The organism is Roseinatronobacter monicus (assembly GCF_006716865.1).
GTDB classification, from domain to species: domain Bacteria; phylum Pseudomonadota; class Alphaproteobacteria; order Rhodobacterales; family Rhodobacteraceae; genus Roseinatronobacter; species Roseinatronobacter monicus.
The window spans coordinates 55,702-80,872 of sequence record NZ_VFPT01000003.1 but is presented as its reverse complement, the minus strand read 5'-3'; the positions used below and the strand labels follow the sequence as shown (position 1 = coordinate 80,872).

Below are 25,171 nucleotides of genomic sequence, written 5' to 3'. Positions count from 1 at the left end.
CACCATTCTTGGCCCACCGCTCACGTGACATTCATGATGTCACCCGCCACATCCGAAACCGCCCCTGCCCTGTCACTTCCCGGATAAGCCCGCATGCTTCCATCCACTCCAGATTCCGCTGAACCGCAGCGCGGCTGGCACCTGTCAGTTCTTCGGCCATCGGTGCCGTGATCAGAGGCCATTCGGTCAACACGCAGCGCAGCGCTGGCGGTGTGCGGCCTGACAGCTTAGCCATCGCAGCTTGCGCGCGTTGGTCCCAAGCTTCGATGTCATCAAGCTGACGCATCGCGGTCAGAATAGCAGCCTCCATCCCATCGAGCCAACGATTAAGGCGTTCGCAAGCTGTGCCACTCGCGCGTAGCCCCCCTGCCCCGCCCATGGCAAGCGGCGCAAAAACTGCGCCTCTACTCTGCCCCATTGCAAAGCGGGCGGCGGTGATGGCGGACTCAGTCCGGCCCCCCTGCCCGTCCAGTCCCGCGAGTGACCAGAGGTGATACCCCATGCAAGCCCGGCTGATCGGATGTAGTAAATGCGCAGCCTCCATCAGCTCTGACCAAGCCTGGGCGTGATCAGAGAATTGCGTATCCCCTTCATTCTTGTTGTCCGGTTCATTACGGCCGAGGAATTCGGCCAACCCTGCCTCGGGCCCCGGCCCACTGGTCAGTCTGCGCACCGACCAACCCGCGCGGGCAAGAGCTGCCGCATCATCTTGCACACCAGACAGGCGCAGCCCGACCCACAGTGCCAGTCGATCCGCGCCAATCCGGTCCCCCGCAAACCAACTCAATTCCGCAGCCTCGATCAATGCCAGGCGATGCCGCCACCCCTTAGGGCCGCGCAGCAGCCGATCATCCAAAGCCCCAAGCTTGCCCGCAACATGCGCAAGCCGTGCGGCCAATCCGGCCTCGGCCTGTTTCCAGTCATCGACGAGCGTGGCCTCTGATGGATCGGACCTTGGGCCAGGCGGCAGAAAATCCGGCTCATCCTCAAGCGGTCCCGGCAAAAACCACAAATCTTCTTCAGGGGCAGATATGGCCTCGTCAGAAGGGTCAGGGCTTTCGCTCAACATGTCATACAGGATTGGGCTTTCGCGCTTCATATGCGCAAAATATACTTATTTTGCAAACTACCCAAGTGTTTTGTACGAGTGCATCAGATCTACATATATAGCATGGCTACACGAGGTTGCACAGCTTCGCTCTGATTGCACTCAGTGCAAGGAAACCAAGCGGTTTTACGACAGCGTGGCCACAGAGAGAGCCCTTGCATTCGTTTACAAACGGTCGTTTATTGGCCGTATCCGTAACTGCAAAAGGCAGGATTTGATGCCGTTGATAGGCTATGCGCGAGTATCGACCGAGGATCAGACCCCCCTGCCCCAGTCGCAGGCGCTGAAATCAGCGGGCTGTGCTGAGATTCATGAAGAACACGCTTCTGGCGGTGATCGTGCGCGGCCGGTGCTGGCGCGGGTGCTGGAACGCGTTGGCAAGGGCGATACGCTGGTGGTTGTGCGGATCGACCGGCTGGCGCGGTCGCTGTCGCATTTGCTGGAGGTGATCGAACGGCTGGAGGGTAAGGGCGCGTTCTTCCGGTCCATTCAGGACCCGATCGACACCGCATCGCCGCAGGGAAAGTTCACGCTTCAGGTGCTGGGCGCAGCGGCGGAATTTGAACGCGCGCTGATCCGGGAACGCACCAAGGCCGGCCTCGCCAGCGCGCGAACAAAGGGGCGGGTCGGCGGAAACCCTGGCCTGCGCGCGCGGGATCCGGCAGCGCTGCGCAAGGTCCGACTGGCACGACAGGACGGCTACATGGAACGCCTGAACGAAACCGCGCAGGACTGGGTGCCGCATGTGCGCCGCTTGCGCCCCGATCTGGCTTGGGAAGACGTGGTCCGCATTATCAACGGCCCCCTGCCCGAGGCCCGGCGCTGGACGCAAAGCCGTCTGCTGCGCGCTGTGAACGCCTATGTCCGCGATGGGTTCCTCCCTGCGACGGTGCTTGAACGCGCTGGCCCGCGTGCGCGAGATGATCGACTGCCCGCCATCGTCGCGGGCATCAAGGGCGCAGACCCAGACATCACGTTGCAAGCCATCTGCGCCCGCTTAGAGAAAATGCGTGAACGCACACCGCGGGGGCGGACAAGCTGGCAGCCGTCATCTGTGAAGATGCTGCTGGAGCGGGCAAAGCGGCTGGGGATGTTATAGTTGGTAACGCATTTCGATGCTAATCGAGAAGAGAAGCATTGTTACGACGGGCTTGGAAGAAGAATCGTTTGCTTAGCTCGCCCGGACACGATTGCTGCAGCTGTGTCTGCAAAGGCGTTACTTCGCATGCACAAAGATTGTCCATCCATAGCTCGTAGATTCAGGAGCTTCGCGTTCTGTGGATAAGTTTGCGACGAAAATCTTCCGTTTTTCAATGGCATATGATTGACCTCTAACAGGTCACTTTAACTCTTTCGCTTGATTTGGTGGCTCATTCCGCACGAGGCACAAGATAGCTGAAGAAAATTTACCTTGAGTTTCTTCCAGACAAGCGCCATACCTGTAACGCGAAAACAAAGAACACGATGTCCACTGCGTTCCTGTCAGAACCGATCATATGCTGATCACGAGTAACGCTCAAGAGACGTCTAGAGACAGGCAAATACGATGCACCCAGTGTTGCATGACAAGCTCAAGGCAGACGCAGAGCGGCTTTCAGAGGCCCTTGAGCATATGTCGAAGCTCTTTCTGGCACCAAAGGAACAGAAGACCCTCCGGTCATTTACAAGCGCAGAAGTCAGTGAGCTGCTGCGGGTGAGCGACGGATATCTGCGCAAGGCGCATTTTGACGGCAGAATTCCAGAGGTCGAACAAGGACCGAATAACAAGCGCCTGTACTCCGCCGAGAAAATCCTCGAGATTCGCAACATTCTAGCGCAGAACGCAAAGGATCCGTTTCAGTTCCTTCCCGGTCGGCGACAAGATGACAAGCTTCAGATTTGGTCTACCGTAAATTTTAAAGGCGGGTCCAGCAAAACGACGACCACAGTGACGCTCGGGATGCGGCTCGCCCTGCGTGGCTACCGTGTGTGTCTTGTCGATGCAGACCCTCAAGCTTCACTGACCACTTTCTTCGGATACCAGCCAGAGATTGACTTTCGTCATGGCGGAACGCTGTACGATGCGATCCGCTACAACGATGGAGAGACATCCCGGGTTCCTATCGTGGAAGTTCTGCGCAAGACCTACTTCCCAAACCTGGATCTCGTGCCGGGCGGGATCATGCTTTCGGAATTTGAGACCGAAACCCCAACCGCGTTGAGCCGCGGAGAACAGCCTGTGTTCTTCAATCGAATCCGCGACTCGCTACGTCAAGTCGAAGACGATTATGACATCGTACTAATCGACTGCCCGCCACAGCTAGGCTATCTCACGATGGGCGCAGTTTGCGCATCGACATCTCTGCTCATGACCATTATTCCAGAGCGTGTCGATTTGGCCTCTGCCAGCCAGTTCCTGACGATGGCTTCGGGGGTACTAGAAGTACTCCACTCCAACGGTGGCATCGGTACGTATGACAATTTCGCTTACCTCCTGACACGCTTCGACACCGCGATTAGCACGCAGCAGGACTTATCTGAATGGCTTAAACAGTTGCTCGGCGACAGCGTGATTAAGACGCCTTTTGTAAAGTCTTCGGCAGTCAGCGAAGCTGGCCTCTCGCAGAAAACAATCTTCGAGGTGGACTTGGCTACAACCAAAAACCGAAAGACCTATGAGCGAGCCCTAGAGTCGGTGACGAGCTTTTCAAATGACATTGAAAAGATGATCCAAGCAGCCTGGGGCAGAGGGGGCGCCGATGAAACGTGATCTTCTTGCCAAGAGCCTGGCGAAAATGGGCTCAAAACCTTTGATCACCACCGAGGCTGAGCCGAAAGTGGATGCAAGTTCGCCTCGTTCCCTGAAGAGTATGTCAGATGTGCTTTCTCAGGTTTCAGCACAGGCGGCTCAAGATGTGGATGTCAGCGAGATCGGCGATTCAGAAATCGCGGATCGCTTTGACGTCTCCGAAGGACTTAATGATCTAATCGAGTCCATCAAGGCATCAGGACAACAGCTACCTGCCCTGCTCCGCTATCGCCGAGGCGCTGGCCCTCGCTATGAGGTGGTCTATGGACGCCGCAGAATTGCCGCCTGCCGCGCACTTGGGATCAAGGTCAAGGCTTATGTCAAGGAAATGGATCAGCGCGAGGCGCTTGTTTCCCAGGCACTGGAAAATTCGGCGCGTCTAGAACGGAGCTTCATTGAACAAGCCATTTTCGCCGCCAAGTTGGAAGATCAAGGCTTCTCCCGAGCAGAGATCGGGGACGTTCTGGCTGTCGACAAGGGAACGCTTAGCAAACTGATTGGCGTTGCGCGAGACGTGCCTGACGCGGTGATCTACAAGATTGGCGCTGCGCATGAAGCAGGCCGGCGCCCATGGCTAGAACTACGGCGTTTGGTCAAAACAGAAAACGCCTCTTCAGACAGTTCTCTCCTTTCACTTGTTCCGGAAGAAGGCAGTGCAGCCGAAAAACTCGCCGCTGTCATAGATGCCCTGCAGAAGGTCATAGATGCTCAGCACGGCGCAGCGGGGCCTTCGACCAAAGGCCGCTCCCCTGCCCCGCTCAACAAGATGCCAGCAACTTCGGTGGCTTTCAGGTCCAAAGGTCAGCGCCTTTTGATCGAGGTCTCCGACAAAAAGGAACGCGGATTCATCAGCTTCATGGAAACCCAGCTTGAGCGTCTCTACAAGGAGTGGAAGGAAAAATCGTGATGCCTAAATTGATAAGTGATTGATATTTAAGAGGTTGGCCATGGTCAACCATGGTCAAGCAGGTACGAAACAATCAAAAAGGAGGCAGACGTAGCGCAAAAGAAACCCCCCGAAGGCGGTGAAGCACTCCAGAGGGTCCCGATTTACTCGCAATCTATTGGTACCCAAAAAATCGAATCACTGCAACACCGATTTCGGTGACCGGTATCTTTTTGCTGTCTGAAAACAGATGGAACACGAAGAAGTCACGGCCATTGAGGTCGAGGCACAGTCGAGCTGTGCGTCTACACTCATCAATTCTTTCACTGGTATCGGCACGATCGAACACCAGCCACATTTCGCGCCTGTTACGAGGCGTGCTCTAATGGCGGCCGTTAACACAACAGGCCGCACGCTCGGGCTGCGGCCGTCTTCGGTAGTTGTGCTTGACGCACTCTTAAGCTGCCTCCCCTGTAGCGACCCAAAAACTGGGCACGACAGCCCAATCACGCCACTAACCCTGCTAACCGTGTTCGCTTGCAACGACACTTTGTGTTTCCGTGCAAAAGGAATATCAGACAGACAACTCCGGCGACACCTTGAAAAACTTGAAGCAGCCAATCTGATCCTGCGTCGTGACAGCGCAAACGGCAAACGATTCCCCATTATGCGTAACGGTAAAGTCATCGGAGCGTTCGGCATCGACCTTTCACCCCTACTCGCTCGATCTGGGGAAATCCTTAGACTGTCTCAGAAACATCGTCATGAAGCCGATGAACTTCGAGGCATGAAGGCCTACATCCAAAAGTTGCGCGTTGAATGCCTCAGGCTCGGCCTTCAGGGCGAAACGCTTAACTTCGTGGAAGCTACCGGAAACAGTATGCGCCGTGCCGGAGTCACTGTACTACAAGCAAGCAGCATCATCACCAGACTTAAATTAATTCTCCAAAATGCGAACGCAGTGGAAAACGCCGCGCCTTTGCAGGAGTTGGCCGTGGCCAACAGCTCCGAACCCCAACAGCCCCGAGACCACATGCGGTCACCTTGTTCAAGCAAGGTGACCGCCTCAGACGGACAAAATGTCCGGCACAAAGAGACTCCAAAATCAAATACAAGAAAACTGTTGCCAAACTCGGTAGCAGAACTTTGGGCTCGCTTAACTGAAATACCTGCTTTCTATCCAAACCAACCGACATCGGAGCATGGACTCCTACAGGTGCTGTTTGAATTCGGAAAAATGCTGAGAATAAATAGTGGGCTTATGGGAAAGGCCGTATCTCTTCTTGGTGTAACCGAAGCAATTCAGATAGCAGATCAGATTGCATGTAAAATCGATCTAATCAAAAACCCTGATAACTACCTATCAAAAATCTTAACTAGCAGCTGCAACACAAGAGTTGGCCATGGCCAACTTCGCCTTCATGCACAAATCAATTGATAGATCAAAACGTCCTAGCGCACTGAGGTTGACACAGCCATGCGGCATTCGAGAGGGAAAGGTTTGTTGGTTTGAGGGTGACGGGAAGTGAGATCGGGAGAGTGGCTTCCGACGCCCGTTGTGGAGATGATCTGATGGCGAAATCTGCTATGAGAATTACCCTGTCCGCATCCAAGGACATTCCTTTCGACAAGCTGATGCTGAGCCAGTCCAATGTCCGGCGCATCAAGGCCGGTGTATCGGTGGAGGAACTGGCCGAGGATATTGCACGGCGTGGCCTGTTGCAGGGTTTGAGCGTGCGGGCGGTGTTGAATGACCATGGCACCGAGACCGGCATGTATGAAATTCCTGCAGGCGGTCGGCGGTTTCAGGCGCTGGCTTTGCTGGTAAAGCAGAAGCGGTTGGCCAGGAAAGCCCCCATCCCCTGCATCCTGCGTGAGGCTGGGTCTGACATTCTGGCGGAAGATGATTCACTGGCCGAGAATATGCAACGTGTCGCTCTGCACCCGCTTGACCAGTTCCGTGCCTTTGTTGCGCTGCGTGAGAAAGGCCAGGGCGATGAAGCGATCGCCGCGGCCTTCTTTGTCACGCCGCAAGTGGTGAAGCAGCGGCTGAAGCTGGCCTCTGTGGCCCCTGCCCTTTTGGATGTTTATGCCGAGGATGGCATGACGCTCGAGCAGCTCATGGCCTTTACCGTCAATCCGGATCACGACCGCCAGATGCAGGTCTGGGATGTGATCTCATCCTCGTGGAACAAGGAGCCATTTCAGATCCGGCGCATGCTGACCGAGACCTCGGTGCGCGCCTCGGATCGTCGTGCCGTGTTTGTTGGTGCTGATGTCTATGAGGCCGCTGGTGGCATTATCCTGCGCGATCTGTTTCAGGGCGATGATGGCGGCTGGCTTGAAGATGTGGCGCTGCTCGATCGTCTTGTCGCGGATCGGCTGCAGGCTGAGGCCGAAGCAATCGCTACCGAGGGCTGGAAGTGGATCGAGGTCGCGCTCGACCTGCCCTATGGCTACAGCCACGGACTGCAGCGGTTGTCCGGTGATCCTGCGCCACTGAGCGATGAGGAGAGCACGTCCCATGCTGCGCTGCTGGCTGAGTATCGCGCGCTTGAGGGTGAGTATGCCGGTCAGGATGAAATCCCCGAAGAGGTTGATGCCAGGCTGGGGGAACTCGAGCAAGCCATGGAAGCCATCGAGGCGCGGCCGCTGATCTTCGATCCGGACGAGGTCACGCGGGCAGGGGCCTTCGTGACCCTTGACCGTTCGGGTCAGCTGTCAGTTTACCGCGGCTATGTCCGTCCCGAGGATGAGCCGCGTGCGGAGACCGCGGTCCAGGAAGACGCCAATCATGCGACTGCGGGGCAGGGGGGTGATACTGGGCTTTCGGACTTGGATCATCATGGCAGTGATGCCGGGTCGCATGTCGGGACCATCATCACCTCTGGCGGGCAGCTGCTTGGGGCCGGTCTGCCGGAGGACGAGGATGATGGTGCCCTGAAGCCTTTGCCTGAGCGACTGGTTCAGGAACTGACCGCGCATTGCACCTTGGCTCTGCGCGAGGCCCTTGGCCGGTCTCCCGATGTTGCACTCACGCTGCTCTTGATGAAGCTGGTGGGTGACACCTTCCACAGCGCGGGGGCGGCGTCCGGTGGTTGTCTCGAGGCCTCGGTCCGGCAGGTCTACTTGCCTGCGCAGGCGCCGGATCTGAAAGACAGTGCCGTGGCGCTTGCCGTCGATGATCGCCACGCCGCATGGGAAGCCGATCTGCCGCTTGGCGATGAGGGTGTGCTCTGGGACTATCTGTCAGTGCTCGACCAGAGCAACCGCTTGTCGTTGCTGGCCCATTGCCTCAGCTTCGGGATCAATGCGCTCCATGAAAAGGTCAACCCTTATGGCGCGGGCATTTCGGCCTCTGGCCTGACACGCCGCATGGCGCAGGCAGACAGGTTGGCCCAAGCTGTCGATCTCGACATGGTCGCGGCTGGCTGGGAGCCGACAGTCGACACCTATCTCAACCGTGTGCCCAAGGCGCGTATCATTGAGGCCGTGCGCGAGGCGAAAGGCGAGGGGACAGCCCAACTCCTCGATCACCTCAAGAAGGGCGAAATGGCGACCGAGGCCGAGCGGCTGCTCAAAGGCTCCGGCTGGTTGCCCGAGGTCCTGCGCCGCGCTGATCTGGCAGTACTGGACGGCGAAGATGTCGCGGAAAGGCAGGGGGCCGATATCGGCTCTGAGGCTTTGGAAAGCGTCAGTGATGCTGACCTTCCAGCTTTCCTGACCGATGATCTGCCGGATGCGGCTGAGGCCATGATGGCTGCGGAATAGGCAAAGCCACCCGAGGGCGGGGAAACCCGCCCTCAATTCCCCTTTATGTCACAATATCAACAGGATGCAGTGCAATGCTCGCATTCGGGATGAGGAACCATGTCTGCAACAACCATTCTCAACACAGCCCCCCTGGGGGCGCTGATCCGCTATACCGACCACACCCCCAAACCGCCTGCACGCTTTACCCGCAAGCTCGCGGCCTGGGAGCGCTCCAACGGTGTCGGGCGTCTGGTCAAGAAAGAACCGCCCCGCGTCTATCGGACCTGGACTGCTCCGGCGAGTTTTACACTGCATGAGGGGAATTTCGCCTCGGACGGGGTGATCCTCGTCACCATCATGCGCAGCCACTCGGCGGAGAGCCAGCTTACATTCGAAGTGGCGCAGGAGCCCAAGCCGGGGCAGGTGCGCGTGCTTCTGGATTTCGGTGGCAACACGGAACTGCTGTATCTGGCGGAATCCATCACCGCCGCCGAGCTGTGGATCGCCAAGGAAGGCTATAGCAATGCCCGCCTCGAGATCGTCGCCGAGGACAGCGATGGGGCAGGGGGCGTGGATCGCGCCGCCTGAGACGTTCACAAAACCCGAGGGGTCCGCAGGTGCGGGCCTCTCCCACAAGATGACCTGTCGCAATGGCTCACAGGCAAACGCGCGCCCGAGGCGCCATCCCCAAGGAAGACATCCGCACCCATATCCGGTCAGCAAGGCTGGCGAAAACCCATGCATCTTCGGGACAAACGGCTCCTGCCGTCAAGGCACCATCCCCCGCTCGCCATGCCCTTCCTTGGCCCAAATCCAGGCATCAAAATCAACCCGCAAGGGGTCGGACTACGGGCAAGCCCGTGCCGCCGGCCGGATTCGGAGCAAGTCCGAACGCACCCGGTGATGTCAGCCAGTCTTTGGCCCTGCGGGGTCCTGTCGCGCGGGGGATGGTCCCTCGCCTCCAAAGACAGGAGCCAAAAAGATGTCCCGCAAAGATGCATACGCCTTCGCCACTTCACTCGCCGCCACGCTCATGGTCTCAATCGTCGTCTTCCAGGCAGGGGATGGCACCTATGGCGCGGTCCCCGCCGATGACATCGACGGCGACGAGGTCGCTCTCCTGGCCGAGATCGACCCGTGGGAGTAATCCCCACGGGTTTTGCGAAAGCCCCGGGCATGGCGCATGGCGCCCCCGGGCCCATCGCCGTCCCGCGCCAAAACGCGGGCGCGACATAAGGGGCCAATGTGATTGGCCTGCGATCCATACGCCGACTTGAACGCCGCACGTCAACAAAACAGAGCGCGCCGTTTCGGATGCGCGCCAAAAGCGGCCGGTCGATCTGATCGCGCGCGGCTTGTTGCAGCGACTCGAGCAGGGATGCGCGATCCGCCCTCGCGCGGCTGGGCCGACGACGTTCCCGGCCCTTGGACGAAGCCGCTTCGCGGCATTGGTGCTTGCCGCTGATGGCGTGCGACGCCCAGAACGCTGCGCATTTTGCGATCTGAGCGAACTGTTTGACGATTGGGGTCTTCTCAATCATCAGACAGGAGGTTTCCATGACAGAGGAGAGAGTAACCCCGCTGCGCCAGCGGATGATCGAAGACATGCGCATCCGCGGGATGGGCGACAAGGCGCAGAAGTCCCACATCCGGGCAATCAAGGATTTTGCGGCCTTCCTTGGTCGCTCGCCTGATACCGCGACGCCGGAGGATCTGCGCGCCTATCAGCTGCATATGACAGATACGGGGATTACGCCGTCAACCTTCAACACGCGGATCGTGGCGCTGCGGTTCTTTTTCGGCATGACCTGCGGGCGCGAAGAGATGAAGCGCTACATGCAATTCCGTACCGAGCCGCGCAAACTGCCTGTTGTCTTCAGCGTCGAGGAGGTGTCCGACATCCTGATGGCCGCACCCGGACCAGGGCTCAAGTATCGCGCCGCGCTCAGCATTTCCTATGGTACCGGGCTCAGGGCCGCCGAGGTCTGTAACCTCAAGGTCAGTGATATCGACAGTGACCGGATGCTGATCCATGTCGAGCTGGGCAAGGGTCAGAAGGACCGCAAGGTCATGCTGTCACCCGGCTTGCTGGAGTTGCTACGGGCCTGGTGGCGCGAGGCACGTCCTGAAGGCTGGCTGTTCCCGGGCCTGCCGAAGATCAGCCCGATCTCACCGCGTCAACTGAACCGCGCTTTCACCTCTGCCAAACATATGGCCGGAGTCAAGAAGCCTGCCACATTGCACACGCTGCGCCACAGCTTTGCGACACACCTACTGGAAGCCAACACCGATATACGTGTGATCCAGGTGCTGCTCGGCCACGCCAAGCTGACGACCACTGCAAGATACACCCATGTGGCCACCAAGACGATCCGCGACACCGTCAGCCCCTATGAGATGCTGGCCAAGTTGCAAGATCAGACGGTGAAGCGAAGTCTGGAGTGAGCGGGCGCCGGGATGTCCCGGCCGAAGCTGGAGATCGCTGACATCTTCCGTGCCCATGGTCCTGCGTGGCGGCAGGCCAATGCGGGGCATGTCAGTCTCTCCCAGCTCAAGGTGATGTCAGCGATAGAGGCCTGCCGGACCGAAGCGCTCGGCGGGCATGTGGCCGGTTGCACCAAATGCGGCCACCATCACATCAGCTTCAACTCCTGCAAAAATAGGCACTGCCCCAAGTGCCAGGGGCCAGCGGCGCGCGACTGGATGGAAGCGCGCGCCGAGGATCTGTTGCCGGTGGGATATTTCCACGTCGTCTTCACGATGCCAGCCGAGATCGCGCAAATCGCTTACTGGAACAAGAAGGCGGTCTATGGCCTGCTGTTCCGGGCATCTGCGGAAACGGTCATGACCATTGCGGCCGATCCCAAGCGCATGGGCGCGCGGGTAGGCATGACCAGCGTGTTGCACACCTGGGGATCGGCGCTGACCCATCATCCGCACATCCACATGATCGTGCCCGGCGGTGGCCTGTCGCCCGACGGCACCAAGTGGGTCGCTTGCCGCCCGGGGTTCTTTTTGCATGTGCGGGTGCTGTCGCGGCTGTTCAGGCGCCTGTTTCTGGAGGGGCTGATGGATTTGCACCGGGCCGGTCAGCTGACCTTCTTCGGCGATCTCGAACAGCTAGCGCAGGCTGATGCCTTCACCGCTTGGCTCGCCCCGTTCCGCAAATCAGAATGGGTGGTCTACGCCAAGCCGCCTTTCGGCGGGCCCGAGGCCGTGCTGGCCTATCTGAGCCGATACACCCACCGCGTCGCCATCTCGAATGCGCGCCTGGTCAGCGCTGACGCCCAAACTGTCGCCTTTCGCTGGAAGGATTACCGCATCAAATCCGGCGACCGCCAAAAGGTCATGCGGCTGGCCACGCCCGAGTTCATCCGCCGCTTTCTTATCCATGTGCTGCCTGACGGCTTTCATCGCATCCGGCATTATGGCCTGCTGGCCAGTTCAACCCGCAAGGTCAACATCACAAAGATCCGCGCCTTGCTCTGCGTCCAGCGCCCCGAACAGCCCGCCACTCCAGAGCCCGAGGTCATCCCACTCACCCTGCGCGAACCATGCCCCTGCTGCGGTGGCCCCATGCGCATCATCGAGATCTTCCGTCGCGGACAAAAACCGATGTCGCGCGCGCCACCACGGGAGCAGGTCGCATGACACACCGCCAGTCAGATGACGCAGAACGCCACCGGCTGCATCACGCCGACCCGGTCACGAAGGGCTGTGCCCGTCCTCCTTCGACGCGCAACACGATAGCTTTCATCCCAAATTGTTCAGTGGTTCCGGGATCATCAGGCCTGATTGTCCCAGTCGTGGGCGCAATGCACACCTTCAGCCGCACCCTTGACGCAGCCGTCGCCCCAATCGTGCGCGCACTTTCCCCATAGGTTGATCCAAGACCCCCGCGGCTTCCTCCTTGGGAGGTTTTCCAACGCGGGTCGTGGTCGCGCCAGTGCGCAGCGGATCGCCGCGACCCGCATCAGAAAACCTTCACCTAAGCCGCCGGTCGGCCTTCTACATAGTCGTTCATCAAAGCGGTCGCTCAGGAATTGCGCTGCATGTGACAACACCAGCCTCATTGTGGATGGTCACACGGTATGCGGCATGAAGCGAGTGGTCGACGTTGATGTTAGGGGAACAAATTGCTGCGCCGCTACATTTAGAAGAAGCGGCCGGTCGCTATGCCCCATGGACGGGCATAAGAAGCAAGGAATCGAATCTGGAAGCGCGGCGAGTCGAGGACATTGCTCTTGACGTACTTGGTGCAGGCCAAGGGGCTGGTTCATTCGCCTCGTTGCGCAGGGTTACTGCTGGCGCCACTTTGAGCTGCCGTCACCATTTGAACCGACGGCCCAGAACATCGAGCACGGTTTCGGGCGCGGCGAAGGCCTTGTTAATCCCATCGGCCGCATAGGCGGATTGCCCGCGCTCTGGCCCGCTGACCAGCGGCAACGCAGCCCAGACTCCTGCCAGGCAATTGGCCAGTTGCACATTGGGTGTCGCGTGGTCGAAAAAACCGCATTGATGCATCAGGAAGCGCGCCAGATAGGTCTGCACCTCGCCATCAAAGACCAGACTGTCCGAAATCCCGTGGGTCTCGACCAGATCGCGCAATGTCAGATAGATGAACTGATAAGGGTGCGGGACCTTGGCGAGGACGGTCTTCTCGTTCTGGAGACGAAGTTCAGGAAGAGTCGACTCGTCCCGATCCACCAGAGCACGCGCGACGCGCTCAACGTCTGGCTCGACGCACACCCGGCCTGCGCGGACGCACCGCTCCTGCGCTCGACGGCCGGAACCAGCCCGTCCTACAACACGGTTGGAGCCGTCTTTCGCGAGTTGACCCGATCCGTCGGCATCCGCCCTCCGGCGGGCAAACCTGGGCCGCGCCTCCATGATCTGAGACACACTTTCGCCGTTCGGTCTCTGGAGCGATGCGGAAGCGACCGCGCCGCGATCGACCGACACATGGTCGCCCTGAGCACCTATCTCGGCCACGCCCATGTCACCGATACCTATTGGTATCTGCAGGCGACGCCGACCTTGATGACCGCCATCGCCGAAGCCGGCGAAGCGCTACACCGGGGAGGCGCGACATGACCCTGCTTGGACCCCATCTCGCCGCGTTCCTGCGCGAACATCTGCCGCGGGACCGGCGCGCCAGCGCGCATACATGCGACGCCTACGCCACCTGCTTCCAGCTCCTCGTTGTCTTTGCGGCCGGGCGACTTCGAAAGAACCCCTGCGAACTCGAAGTCGAGGCGATCGACGCGGAGCTCGTCCTCGACTTTCTAGAGCATCTCGAAGTCGAGCGCGGCAACAGCGCCCGCTCGCGCAACGCGCGCCTGGCGGCGATCAACGCATTTTTCCGCTTCCTCGAATACCGCCTGCCGCATTGCCTAGATCAGGCCGGGCGCATCCATGCCATTCCGATGAAGAAGACCGACGAGGCATTGGTGACCCACCTGTCGCGCGACGAGATGAAGGCGCTTCTCGACGCGCCCGATCCACGAACTGCGTCGGGAACCAGGGATAGGGCCATGCTGCATCTCGCCTTCGCCGCCGGCCTGCGCGTCTCCGAGTTGACCGGCCTGAAGCTCGAGCAGATCGATCAGCGGGATTGGGCGAGCGTCCACGTGATGGGAAAGGGACGACGGGAGCGCGTGCTGCCCCTCTGGAAGGAGACCGCCACTGCCATCAAGGCCTGGGTTGCCATCCGGCCGAAGGTCCGAGCTGCCGAACTCTTCCTCAACAGCGGCGGCCGGGCCATGACTCGATCCGGCTTCGAATATATCCTCGCCAAACACGTGAAGCGTGCCGCCGCCGCCATGCCCTCGATCCTCGAAAAGCGCGTCACGCCCCACGTCCTGCGTCACACTTGCGCCATGCACACGCTCCACGCCACCCACGACGTGCGGAAGGTCTCCCTCTGGCTTGGCCATGCCACGCTCCAGAGCACCGAGATATATCTGCGCGCCGATCCCACTGAGAAACTCGAGGCCCTCGCGGCGATGCAGCCTCCAACCCTCACACCCGGCAGATTCAAGGCGCCGGACAAGGTCATCGCCATGCTCCAGGATGTGCGGCACCGTAAGGATTATGCGCAGTAAAACCGCCATAAGGCGCTGGCGATTCAATAGAACCGCCAGCCGCTCTACATAATCATGCGCTGCGCATAATTACGCTTATGCAGAGCTCTGCATAACCGCAAGGGGATCGCAGGTCTGGCGGCGCTGGCGCAGGACGTGTTGCGCCAGAAGCCGACGGGCGGCGCGGTGTTTGCGTTTCGGGGCCGCAAGGGTGACCGGTTGAAGCTCCTTTATTGGGATGGCCAGGGGTTTTGCCTGTATTACAAGGTGCTCCAGCGCGGGCGTTTCCCTTGGCCGAACACGGTCTCCGGGGCTACGCGCCTGACATCGGCACAACTTGCCATGCTTTGGGAGGGGATCGACTGGCGGCGGCCGGATTGGGGTGCGCCACCAGCGCGAGTGGGGTGATTTATCCACCTGAAATGCCTTGTTTTTATGGCATATCCTGATCAACTATGATAGCCAGCGACATGCAAAACGATGCCGCAATCCTGCCTGAAGATCCCGCGCTTTTGAAGGCGATGATCGCTGCATTGCAGGCAGAGAATGCGCGGATGTCAGCGACAATCCGGGCCCACGATCAGCTGATCCAAACCCTTCGGCTGCGTATCGCAAAGCTGAAGAAGCAGGCTTTTGGCAAATCCTCGGAGAAGGTCGAGCGAGAGATCGAACAGCTCGAACTGGCGCTGGAAGACCTGCTGATCGCAGCCGCCGAAAGCGCCACCGCGGATGAGGATGCCGCAGATGACGCGTCTGCAGATGCCAGTAAAGATACCGCTGAGCACAAGCCCCGCCGTCGCCCTCGCGTGTCTGACACCACGCCACGCGAGCGCCGTGAACTTGATCCTGGCACCTGCTGCCCGGATTGCGGTGGGGATCTGCGTCTTGTTGGCGAGGATGTCAGCGAAATGCTGGATCTGGTGGCGGCACAGCTCAAGGTCCTGCAGATCGCGCGACTGAAGAAGTCCTGCCGCCGTTGCGAGAAGATGGTGCAGGAACCTGCCCCCAGCAGACCGATCCCTGGCAGCATGGCAAGCGCGGCGCTGCTGGCCTACATTCTGGTCTCGAAATTCGACGATCATATCCCGCTCTATCGCCTGAACGAAATCTTCGCGCGCATGGGCGCGGATATTCCCGACAGCACGCTGGTCGACTGGTGCGGGCGCGCGATGAAGGTTCTGGCCCCGCTGATCGAGAGGATCGAGGCGGATGTCATGGCCAGTGATCTGCTGCATGCCGATGACACCCCGATCCGCGTTCTGGACAAATCCTTGCGCGACAGGGGCTTGGGAAAGGGCGTGAAGAAGGGCCGGATCTGGGCCTATATCCGCGACCAGCGGCCTTGGGCAGGTGCCTCACCCCCGGGCGCAGTCTACACCTTCGCCCCCGATTGGAAAGAAGAACACGTCCATCGACATCTGGCCAATACCCGCGGCATTCTGCAAGCGGACGCTTACAAGGGCTATGCCAAACTCTACGCTCCAGACCCTGACGGGACGCCCCGCCTGCGCGAGGCGGCATGCTGGGCGCATCTGCGCCGCGACTTCCATGATGAATGGAGCAAGACGAAATCTGCCATCGCCCGCGAGGCGCTGGACCGTATCGGCGCGCTTTATGACATTGAGCGCGAAATCACTGGTCAGACCGCCGATATCCGCCTTGCCGCACGCCAGAAACACAGCGCGCCGAAGGTCGACGCTTTCTTCGCCTGGGCCGAGAGTCAGCTCGCGCTGATCCCCGGCAAGGGCGATCTGGCGAAAGCCTTCCGCTATGGCCTCAGCCGACGCGCCGCGTTCAGCCTGTTTCTTGAGGATGGGCGGGTTGCCATTGATAACAATCCGGCCGAGCGCGCCCTCAGACCTATTGGAATCGGAAGAAAGAATTGGTTATTCGCGGGGTATCCGTCCGGTCTGACTGCCCTGCCTGCGCGAAGGAGTGGGTGATAGTGTCCACCATCGATAGTGGACATCTTGAGGTCGGTGATGGCAGGGAAAAAGGGTTTGAAGAAGCGGAACTGGTCTGATGACGAGAAGCGCACGATTTGCGCTCAGACGTTGACGCCAGGCGTTTCGGTTGCACAAGTTGCGCGGCGCTATTCGATGAACGCGAACCTGATTTTCAAATGGCTGAAGGATCCCCGGTTCGCGCCTGCGGAGGGTGGGTCGTCGCCGGAGGAGAGCATCGCTCTTGAAGGCGTTTTCCTGCCAGTCGAGATTGAAACGCCCGCGCTGGAAAGGCCCCTCACTCCTGCACGAATGAATGACGTGGCGGCTGATCCTGGCCCTGCTGTTTTGGCGCAGCGCGTGGATATCGCGCTGTCGGACGGGCGGCGCATTCTGGTGGAAGGCCCGACGTCGCTGGCATCGGTCGTGGGCTTGGTGCAGGGGCTGACGGCATGATCCCGGTGCCGAACAACACGCGGGTTTGGCTGGCAGCGGGTGTCACGGATATGCGCCGAGGTTTCAACACGCTGGCTGCACAAACGGAGAAACTGCTGGCCGAAGACCCTTATTCTGGCCACCTGTTCGTGTTCCGTGGCCGTCGGGGTGACCTGTTGAAAATCATCTGGTGGGACACGCAGGGCGCATGCCTGTTCATGAAACGCCTCGAGAAAGGGCGGTTTGTCTGGCCTTCGGCCAAGGACGGTAAAATCTGTGTCTCAGCAGCGCAATTGTCGATGCTGCTGGAAGGCATTGACTGGCGGATGCCTGCGCGGACATGGCGACCATTGCAGGCTGGATGAGCCAGTAAAACAAGGGTTTATGCGCATTTTGTGTTCCGTTCAGGAGGCTGTTCGGATATAAAATACGCATGCGCGCGACGTTCAAATCCCTGCCCGAAGACCCCACTGAGCTGCGTGCAGTCAGCGAGTTGATGGCGGCCGAAATCAAGGCGCAGGCCTATCAGATCGAGAAGCTGAAGAAGGAACTGGCGGGACATCGCAAGGCCCGTTTTGGCAGCAAATCCGAGGCCATGGATCAGCTGGCCTTCGACCTTCAGGAAGATACCGAAATTGCGGCGGCTTCCGAGGCGCAAAAGACAGCCCCCGAGACGGATGCTGATCAAGAGGCTCCTGCCAAACGCACCCACAATCGCGCACCGCTGCCCGATCACCTTGAGCGACAGGAAGAAATCCTGTCGCCGGGCGATAGCTGCGGCGATTGTGGTGGTGCGCTCAAGCAACTCGGCGAGGACGTGACAGAAGAGCTGGAATACGTCCCCGGGCATTTTGTGGTGAAACGGATCGTGCGGCCTCGAATGGCCTGCACCTGTTGCGAGGCATTTGCTCAGGCCGAACTGCCCTCACGCCCGATCACCCGCGGGCGTCCTGGTCCGGGTCTGTTGGCCCATGTGCTGGTCGGCAAATATTGCGATCACCTTCCGCTCTATCGCCAGTCCGAAATCTATGCTCGTGACAAGGTCGACCTGCACCGCTCCACGCTGACCGATTGGGTGGGGCGATCAACAGCACTTCTGGAACCCTTGGCGGCCCATATCGGCAAGCTGGTTCGGGCCGGACCTGCCCTGTTTGCCGATGACACGCCCGTCAAGATGCAGGCCAAAGGCAAGGCGCAAACAGCACGCCTGTGGAGCTATGTGCGCGATGAGCGTCCGTGGTGCGGACAAGCCCCGCCCTGCGTCTGGTATCAGTTCAGTGTGGATCGCAAGGGCGAGCACCCCTCATCCCACCTCAAGGGATATAAGGGTGTGATCCATGCCGATGGAGCTATTGTCAAATCTGGTGTTTGGGGCTTGTCATGCGGCGGCCTGATCTGGGGTTGATGGCTTGACGCCGTTGATGAAATCGACGCCTTCGATGACGTCGGCGAGGTGGGCGAAGCCGCGCAGCTTGCGCCAGCTTGTCTCTGCGCATTGCGCGAGCTTGAACATCATGTGCAGCATTCCGGGACGGGTCAGACAGCCCTTTGCGCGTTTGGTCCGGTGACGGATGGTGGCGAAGGTGCTCTCGATAGGGTTGGTGGTGCGGATGCTCTGCCAGTGCTGCGCTGGAAAATCGTAGAAAGATAGCAGCTCTTCCCGGTCCTTGATCAGGCAGGTGGCAGCCTTGGGATATTTCGGCTCATAGGTCTCGATGAACAGATCGAAGGCAGCCTCGGCGTCTTTCCTGGTCTCAGCCTGCCAGATGTCATGCAGCATTTTCTTGGCCTTGGGCTGCGAGCGTTTGGGCAGGCAATTGAGCACATTCGCCGTCTTGTGAACCCAGCATCGCTGTTGGCGGGTTTTGGGGAAGACCTCCTCCAGCGCGGCCCAGAACCCCATGGCACCGTCCCCGATGGCCAGCTTCGGCGCCTTCAGACCCCGTGCCTTCAGCGCAAGCAACACCTCGCGCCAGCTTTGCGTGGACTCGCGCACACCATCCTCGATGGCGAGGAAGTGCTTTTCGCCACGGGCATTTACGCCGATCACGACCAGCGCACAGAGCCTGTCCTCGGCCGCGCGCAGCCCGCTATAGATGCCATCGACCCACAGATAGGCCCAGTCATCCCGGCCCAGATCGGCCATGCACCAGTCGCTGTATTCAGCGGCCCATTTCGACTTGAGCCGCGCGACGGTGTTTGCCGAGAACCCCGCGGCGTCCGGGCCGAGCAGGGCTTTCAGGGCCCCATCCATCTCGCCGGTGGAAATACCCTTGAGATATAGCCAGGGCAGTGCCGCCTCCAGTGACTTGGCCTTGCGCACATAGGGCGGGACCAGCGCGGAGTGGAAGGTGACGGGCTTGCCAGTCTTTGAACGCACCTTGGGAACCTTCACCGTGACAGGCCCGATACCGGTCTGCACGGCCCGTTCCGGATGATGGCCGTTGCGGACAACCGCAGCATGGCCATCGGCTGTCTTCCGGTCCTGAAATTGGGCCATGAAAGTTTCAAGCTCGGCTTCCACCGCAGATTGCAGCAATTCCCGCGCGCCCTTGCGCAGAAGTTCCGTCAATGGGTCCGCGATCGCATCTCGACCGGCAAATTCAACAATGTTACTCTCGTCCATGGTGGTGCGTCCTCTTCGGTTGGCGGGTTGTGTCGCAACGACAATCCAACCAGATGCACCGCCAGCTTTCAAATCCCCAAAACACCAGATTCAGTCATAGCTCATGCCGATGGCTTCACCGGGTTCAATGATCTGTTCGGGGCGGGGCTCGCCAGCGAGCAGGCCTGCATGGTTCATGTCCGCCGCAAGTTCGTCGATATCTATGAAAGCGAAGGTTCTGCCATCGCCGAAGAAGCAATCAAGCGCATCGCCGCCCTCTATGCCGTGGAAAAAGAGGCGCGCTACAAACCCTCTGAAGAACGTGTGGTCCTGCGGCAGGCAAAGGCGAAGCCGATCTTTGATGACCTCGAGGCATGGCTTTCGCTGCAATTGCCCAAGATTTCCGGCAAGTCGAACCTGGCAGCAGCCATACGCTATGCGCTCGGCCGCATGCCCAAGGCCCGGGCATATCTCGAGAACGGAAAGCTGGAACTGGACAACAATATCTGCGAGCGATCAATCAGACCGGTGACTCTCGGGCGCAAGAATTATCTGTTCATGGGATCAAAGGGCGGCGGCGACGCTGCCGCAATCGCCTATACGCTCATTGAAACCTGTCGCATGAACAATGTCGATCCCGAAGCCTGGCTGCGCTGGGTCCTCGCCCGCGTCGCAGATCACAAAATGCCCCATATCGACGAGCTGATGCCCTGGAACTGGACTGCTCAATAAGTCAACGCCAGTCAGACCGGACGGATACTTCGCGGGGGCTGACACCGGAGCTGAAACGCTTGCGCGGGCAATGACAGTAATCGAAACCGCGAAGCTGAACGGCCTCGATCCGCAGGCCTACCTGGCTGACATCCTGGCCCGCATACACGATCACAAGATCAATCGCCTCGACGAACTGCTGCCATGGAATTGGTCGCCACTCGCCGTCCCAAACGCAGAGGCCGCTTGATGGCTGCCATCACCCACATCTACGCCCTCGAATACGCCGCCAAGATGATGGACGAAGACCTGGAGCTTCTCGAGGCCATCGTCTGGAACGATGATAACCTGACCTACGGATTAATCGTCACCGTCCATACCGGCCCGGACGAAGCCATTACCGCACTGACCGACGACGGCATCGAAGAACTGACCGACATGCTCAGGGATGCCCGTATTACAACCGAAAGCTGGCACGAATTCCTCGACGACTTCGTCCACGACGCAGAACTCGTCGCCCGCATCAAGGCCCAATCACTGCGGTAACAACCGGCCGGTTACGATTTAACCGCAAAACCTCAACCCAAAAAGACGGCCCCCGCCGGATGAATACTGTCGACCTCCTATCCGCCAATCAGTATGAACTATAATTTAAGCCCGATTTGGATCTCAAAGATTCAACGTAATCGTGTTCGACCCGAGCCATTATTTCTTGACATTCAGATTGCTGAGTAGCCCGTCTGCATTAATGATAGCGTTCGCAATCTCAATGGTTGACGTGCGGCGCGACATCGCATGGCTTCGGATAATTTTATAAGCGTCTTGATCGTTTATGGTATGAAGCCGCATGAGGATAAACTTTGCCTCTGTGATCTTTTGGATATTTTCAAGTTTCAGTTTGAGCTTTTCTTCGGTTTTGAAAGAATCGATCTGCGTCTGCCATACCCGACGAGCCAAAAGTATACAGCTTAGCACCCCAAAAGCACGTAACGGCTTACTGATCACCGCATGGACGTCCAGATTGAGCATACATTGCATGACTGAAGGATTTTCGTAGCCAATGATCCCAATAACTGTCGGGCGTCTCTCGAGACGCTGCAGGAAAAGTCTTGCCAATGCAGGCGAGATCGCCTCGCGGATTTCGATAAAGACCACATCCACATTCGTCGGCAGGCTTTCAGGGACGGGCCATAGTGTCTCCACCTTACATCCAATCCGAACGACCTGCTGCATCAGGTCGTCACAATCAGAGTCCCGCGGATGCAGAACAAGAACATTGAGCGTACGAACTTCCGCAATCATGTTTGTCATGCTGTTTTCACAATGCGGGGTGCCTATTCGGTTTACACGTCATGTTCAGTCAGACAGAGCATAATGATCAGGACGCTTGCTGCAGACGAAACCTTCGATCATTCAAATCCGGTGTTACAAGGTATGGATCGGGCTTTATCGAACGGCGAACCTCTCTTTCGACAATAAAATCCCCCTTGCTATCCACTTTTGCGATACGCGCATGAAGGTATGTGTGGTTGTTGTCAGGGTCGATCTTGATTTTACCTTGAGGAGCGTCCCATGTGCTTCCCAGTAATTGCTCGCGCAGGCATTCGATATCAAGTGATTTCTCGCGCTCCAACGCCTCTGCCAACATGTGTACTTGAAAATATGCACTTTCACAGCAACTTGTTACTAGCTCATCCGACCCAAACATGTTCGCATAGCTTTGAAGAAATCTGCGACTTTTAGCCGTGTTAATAGTGCGGAAATAAGGCGCAGCAGTTATGTGACCAACGGCAGCCTTTGCGCCAATAGCAGAAATCTCAGCTTCATTTGTTGTTAGACTGGCAATGGGCACCTTGCGCGCGTCATGGCCTGCTTCATAATAGGCTTGGTAGAAATTAATCGTTCCTTCGCCGACAACCGTCGAGAAAATCACATCGGGCTTCGTGCGCTCTATATCCAGTAAAATATCCGCAAAACCCTCCTTGCCCACCGTCACAGGTAGATAGTGCTCGCCAATCACCTCACCACCGCCTTGACGCAATATATTGCGCATCACGCGGTTAGACTCGCGGGGGTAGATGTAATCGGAGCCCACAAAATAGAAGCGCGTACCGTAATTTTCTAACAGGTAGCTGGCTAGCGGTACGCTGTTCTGATTTGGACACGCGCCGCCGTAGATTACATTTGGCGAATACTCGAAGCCCTCATAGAGCGTGGGGTAAAAGAACAGTGCATTGCGCCTCTCGATCACAGGAAGCACTTCCTTGCGTGCTGAGGACATGTAGCATCCAATCAACAGCCTTACGCCATCTTCAGAAATTAGTTTTTCAGCCAGACGACCATATTCTTCAGGAATCGAACGTGGATCATAAATTACCGGCTCCAGGGGCCGCCCTCCCACGCCGCCCTTTGAATTTATCTCTCCGATCGCCAACAGGGCACCATTCCTCTGTGACTTTTCTATAACCGACGTGACACCCGTCTCTGAAAACAAGACGCCAAGCTTCCAGGAACCATTATCTTCGCGAGAATTCATCATACTCTTTTCCAGCCTCATCCGAACGCAGGATAACAGCCTCGCCCGCAACTAGGTCCGCGGTGAAGGATTTCCCAGCCACATCAGCCGTACTGGCTGCTTCGCTTCCGAGCAGAAAGCGCGCGAATGGCACTTCCACAAACCTCCTCACAGCCCGCCTCAAGGAGCGCGCTCCAAATTGGCGGTCAAATCCGTTTAAGGCGATATGGTCACGCAGTTTTTGTGAAATTTCAAGTAGGCAGTCGTGTTTGTTCAGGCGGCGATTGAGTTTTTCCATCTCTAAGGCAATCAAAACCTCAACATTCTCGTGATCGATCCAATTGAATACCTCTATCTGGTCAATACGATTGACAAACTCCGGTGGGAAACTTTCCAGAAGCACATCTTGAGCGATTGTATGCAGACGCTGTTTGCGGGTCTTGCCGGCGTTCAGCAGCGTTGCCCAAGGCTTCGTCTGTCGGATAGCCTCTCGACGCAGATGTTCGGTGCCAAGGTTGGATGTCATGAAGATTATTGCATTGCGGAAGGAATAGACGCGCTCGCCAGATGCTACGGTCAAAATGCCGTTGTCAAAGACGTTGAGGAGTGACAGCACAACTTCGGCGCTGGCTTTTTCGAACTCGTCAAACAGTACTATTCCAGGCTTCCCGGCGGAGCCTTCGATTTTCTCTTGATCTAGGATGGTTCGACCCTCTTTTGATCCCACATAACCAGGTGGCGCGCCAGAAATCGCTGCGGCGTAGTGCTCTTGCGACAGCGTATTCATGTCGACTCGGCACAGGGCGTCTGCATCGCCATGCATCGCCTTGGCCAGAACCCGCACCATCTCTGTCTTGCCGACCCCAGTCGGACCCAGCAAGAGACTTGTGTAAAGTGGCCGTCGCGGATCTGCGATATCCGCGCGAACGATGCTAAGCATATCAATAATACCTGCTAAAGCATCATCCTGGCCAATAATCTCATGCTCAAGATGTTGACGGATCACATCGATATCGAATCGGAAACGGCTGTTGATTGCACCCGAAGCCAGATGCGCACCGACGACATCTTTTGATGACAGTGTTTCGGCTTGTAAGGCTAGAGCATCGCGTCGGCGACGTTCAGTGTCCTCGAGCATATCATTCAAAAAAGGCATCAGTCGCACTCCTAAATCGTGCGAACCACGATTTTAAGTCAATTTGAGTGAAGCTGCAGTTAGAGACAGTCACTATGCTGAAGGGGCTTGGGGGCGGAACGGTGCCGCCCCCAGACCACAAGCTATCTCAGGCTTCCTGTTCTTTTGCTTTGTTCGGTAGCGAACCGACCGGACACTGGGCAACGCCAACAGTTGTGCGGGTAAAGGCCTGAACCTGTTCACGGGCTTTCTGGGCGTCATTTACCCAAGTCTTGTAGAAGTCGAAGGGACAATCCGCAATCCCATGGTCACCGTCACCGGCGGCATGAACGCCAGTATATCCGCGATGCAGGAGCTTGAAGAGATGATTTTGCGACTGGTCATTGGCGCGGGCATCACGGATCTCGGGGATCGAGAGTTGCGCATACTGGATGCCCATTTCCTCTTCGCCGCATTCACCTAGCGTGCGACCATCGAAACCGATAATGGCTGAGTGTCCAAAGTAACTGTAGACCCCATCAAAACCCGCAGCATTGGCCACCGCAACGTAGCAGTTATTGGCCCATGCCATTGACTTCGACATGATCACCTGCTGTTCTTTTGCGGGATACATATAACCCTGACAGCGAACGATCAGTTCGGCACCCTTCATGGCACAATCACGCCAGATTTCGGGGTAGTTGCCGTCATCGCAGATTATCATGCTGACCTTGAGCCCTTTGGGCCCCTCGCAGACGTAGGTGGCACCACCCGGATACCAGCCCTCGATCGGGCACCATGGAATAACCTTGCGGTACTTTTGAACAATTTCACCCTTATTGTTCATCAGGATAAGCGTGTTGTAAGGGTTCTTGCGCGGGTGATCTTCATGCTTCTCGCCGGTTAAAGAGAAGACACCCCATGTATTGGCTGTGCGGCAGGCGCGGGCGAATATCTCGGTTTCATCACCGGGAATGGAAACGGCCGTCTCCATCATCTCTTCTGGATCATACATGATGCCTTGCAGGCTGTATTCGGGAAAGATCACAAGATCCATACCCGGTAAACCCTTCTTCATTCCAACAACCATGTCTGCGATCTTCTGCGCGTTTTCCATGACTTCAGCCTTAGTGTGCAACCGAGGCATCTTATAATTTACAACTGCAACGCCGACAGTTGTGTCGCTGCTAGAGATATCTCCGTGTCTCATTGGTTTGGTCTCCTCTTGTT

General features: G+C 58.0%; 21 protein-coding genes and 4 pseudogenes. 19 read left to right on the top strand and 6 right to left on the bottom strand.

Annotated elements, in window-relative coordinates:
• Positions 1-31: 31 nt before the first annotated feature.
• A complete protein-coding gene (locus BD293_RS19545) occupies positions 32-1,099 on the bottom strand; it encodes a hypothetical protein (protein WP_425467953.1) in 1,068 nt (355 codons plus the stop codon).
• Positions 1,100-1,325: 226 nt separating this feature from the next.
• Here BD293_RS19545 and BD293_RS19540 point away from each other — a divergent pair, with 226 nt between their 5' ends.
• The 16 genes and pseudogenes from BD293_RS19540 to tnpC (BD293_RS19470) form a co-directional block, all read left to right on the top strand.
• Positions 1,326-2,207 (top strand): recombinase family protein, encoded by an 882-nt coding sequence (locus tag BD293_RS19540; protein WP_142085209.1) that lies wholly within the window; start codon positions 1,326-1,328, stop codon positions 2,205-2,207.
• Positions 2,208-2,654: 447 nt separating this feature from the next.
• A complete protein-coding gene (gene repA / locus BD293_RS19535; RefSeq protein WP_142085207.1) occupies positions 2,655-3,857 on the top strand; it encodes a plasmid partitioning protein RepA in 1,203 nt (400 codons plus the stop codon).
• On the top strand, positions 3,847-4,803 hold the full coding sequence (repB, locus tag BD293_RS19530) for a plasmid partitioning protein RepB (RefSeq protein WP_142085205.1): 957 nt from the start codon (positions 3,847-3,849) through the stop codon (positions 4,801-4,803). Before repA ends, repB begins: the two co-directional genes overlap by 11 nt.
• A gap of 229 nt (positions 4,804-5,032) precedes the next feature.
• Entirely contained in the window at positions 5,033-6,220 is a 1,188-nt protein-coding gene (locus BD293_RS19525) for a helix-turn-helix domain-containing protein (protein WP_142085203.1), read from the top strand.
• A gap of 134 nt (positions 6,221-6,354) precedes the next feature.
• The gene (locus BD293_RS19520) at positions 6,355-8,553 is read left to right on the top strand and encodes a ParB/RepB/Spo0J family partition protein (RefSeq protein ID WP_142085201.1); all 2,199 of its coding nucleotides are present in this window, start codon (positions 6,355-6,357) and stop codon (positions 8,551-8,553) included.
• 99 nt (positions 8,554-8,652) lie between these two features.
• Positions 8,653-9,123, top strand: a complete 471-nt coding sequence (locus BD293_RS19515; protein WP_142085199.1) for a hypothetical protein — start codon at positions 8,653-8,655, stop codon at positions 9,121-9,123.
• A 394-nt stretch (positions 9,124-9,517) separates the two neighbouring features.
• On the top strand, positions 9,518-9,682 hold the full coding sequence (locus BD293_RS22840; protein ID WP_170207239.1) for a hypothetical protein: 165 nt from the start codon (positions 9,518-9,520) through the stop codon (positions 9,680-9,682).
• A 410-nt stretch (positions 9,683-10,092) separates the two neighbouring features.
• Positions 10,093-10,980 carry a tyrosine-type recombinase/integrase gene (locus tag BD293_RS19510; protein ID WP_142085197.1) on the top strand — a complete coding sequence of 296 codons (888 nt, stop codon included), beginning with the start codon at positions 10,093-10,095 and terminating at the stop codon, positions 10,978-10,980.
• Between the two features lie 12 nt (positions 10,981-10,992).
• On the top strand, positions 10,993-12,186 hold the full coding sequence (locus tag BD293_RS19505) for an IS91 family transposase (RefSeq protein WP_142085195.1): 1,194 nt from the start codon (positions 10,993-10,995) through the stop codon (positions 12,184-12,186).
• Positions 12,187-13,053: 867 nt separating this feature from the next.
• Entirely contained in the window at positions 13,054-13,629 is a 576-nt protein-coding gene (locus BD293_RS23635) for a tyrosine-type recombinase/integrase (protein WP_425467956.1), read from the top strand.
• Positions 13,626-14,639, top strand: a complete 1,014-nt coding sequence (locus BD293_RS19495; protein WP_142085191.1) for a tyrosine-type recombinase/integrase — start codon at positions 13,626-13,628, stop codon at positions 14,637-14,639. Before BD293_RS23635 ends, BD293_RS19495 begins: the two co-directional genes overlap by 4 nt.
• Before the next feature lie 87 nt (positions 14,640-14,726).
• Entirely contained in the window at positions 14,727-15,026 is a 300-nt protein-coding gene (tnpB, locus tag BD293_RS19490) for an IS66 family insertion sequence element accessory protein TnpB (RefSeq protein WP_142085319.1), read from the top strand.
• Between the two features lie 62 nt (positions 15,027-15,088).
• A pseudogene (gene tnpC / locus BD293_RS19485) lies at positions 15,089-16,540 on the top strand (IS66 family transposase); the annotation flags it as partial.
• Between the two features lie 60 nt (positions 16,541-16,600).
• Entirely contained in the window at positions 16,601-17,017 is a 417-nt protein-coding gene (gene tnpA, locus BD293_RS19480) for an IS66-like element accessory protein TnpA (protein WP_142085189.1), read from the top strand.
• On the top strand, positions 17,014-17,361 hold the full coding sequence (gene tnpB / locus BD293_RS19475) for an IS66 family insertion sequence element accessory protein TnpB (protein ID WP_142085187.1): 348 nt from the start codon (positions 17,014-17,016) through the stop codon (positions 17,359-17,361). The genes tnpA and tnpB (BD293_RS19475) overlap by 4 nt, the downstream gene beginning before the upstream one ends.
• Positions 17,362-17,429: 68 nt before the next feature.
• Positions 17,430-18,371: pseudogene (tnpC, locus tag BD293_RS19470) on the top strand (IS66 family transposase); the annotation flags it as partial.
• Positions 18,372-18,374: 3 nt separating this feature from the next.
• Here tnpC (BD293_RS19470) and BD293_RS19465 read toward each other — a convergent pair.
• Positions 18,375-19,622 carry an IS256 family transposase gene (locus tag BD293_RS19465; RefSeq protein WP_142085185.1) on the bottom strand — a complete coding sequence of 416 codons (1,248 nt, stop codon included), beginning with the start codon at positions 19,620-19,622 and terminating at the stop codon, positions 18,375-18,377.
• Positions 19,623-19,724: 102 nt separating this feature from the next.
• Here BD293_RS19465 and tnpC (BD293_RS19460) point away from each other — a divergent pair.
• The 3 genes and pseudogenes from tnpC (BD293_RS19460) to BD293_RS19450 form a co-directional block, all read left to right on the top strand.
• A pseudogene (gene tnpC / locus BD293_RS19460) lies at positions 19,725-20,333 on the top strand (IS66 family transposase); the annotation flags it as partial.
• 13 nt (positions 20,334-20,346) lie between these two features.
• Positions 20,347-20,562, top strand: a pseudogene (locus tag BD293_RS19455) (transposase domain-containing protein); the annotation flags it as partial.
• A complete protein-coding gene (locus tag BD293_RS19450; RefSeq protein WP_142085183.1) occupies positions 20,562-20,858 on the top strand; it encodes a hypothetical protein in 297 nt (98 codons plus the stop codon). The pseudogene BD293_RS19455 and the gene BD293_RS19450, both read left to right, overlap by 1 nt.
• A 159-nt stretch (positions 20,859-21,017) precedes the next feature.
• On the opposite strand, the gene BD293_RS19445 is transcribed toward BD293_RS19450, so the two are convergent.
• From BD293_RS19445 to BD293_RS19430, 4 genes are all read right to left on the bottom strand, one after another.
• The gene (locus tag BD293_RS19445) at positions 21,018-21,623 is read right to left on the bottom strand and encodes an ANTAR domain-containing response regulator (protein ID WP_142085181.1); all 606 of its coding nucleotides are present in this window, start codon (positions 21,621-21,623) and stop codon (positions 21,018-21,020) included.
• 67 nt (positions 21,624-21,690) lie between these two features.
• On the bottom strand, positions 21,691-22,851 hold the full coding sequence (locus BD293_RS19440) for a transporter substrate-binding domain-containing protein (RefSeq protein WP_246086409.1): 1,161 nt from the start codon (positions 22,849-22,851) through the stop codon (positions 21,691-21,693).
• The gene (locus BD293_RS19435; protein WP_142085179.1) at positions 22,829-23,983 is read right to left on the bottom strand and encodes an AAA family ATPase; all 1,155 of its coding nucleotides are present in this window, start codon (positions 23,981-23,983) and stop codon (positions 22,829-22,831) included. The genes BD293_RS19440 and BD293_RS19435 overlap by 23 nt, the downstream gene beginning before the upstream one ends.
• Positions 23,984-24,110: 127 nt before the next feature.
• Positions 24,111-25,151 carry an aliphatic amidase gene (locus BD293_RS19430; protein WP_142085177.1) on the bottom strand — a complete coding sequence of 347 codons (1,041 nt, stop codon included), beginning with the start codon at positions 25,149-25,151 and terminating at the stop codon, positions 24,111-24,113.
• Between the last annotated feature and the right edge of the window lie 20 nt (positions 25,152-25,171).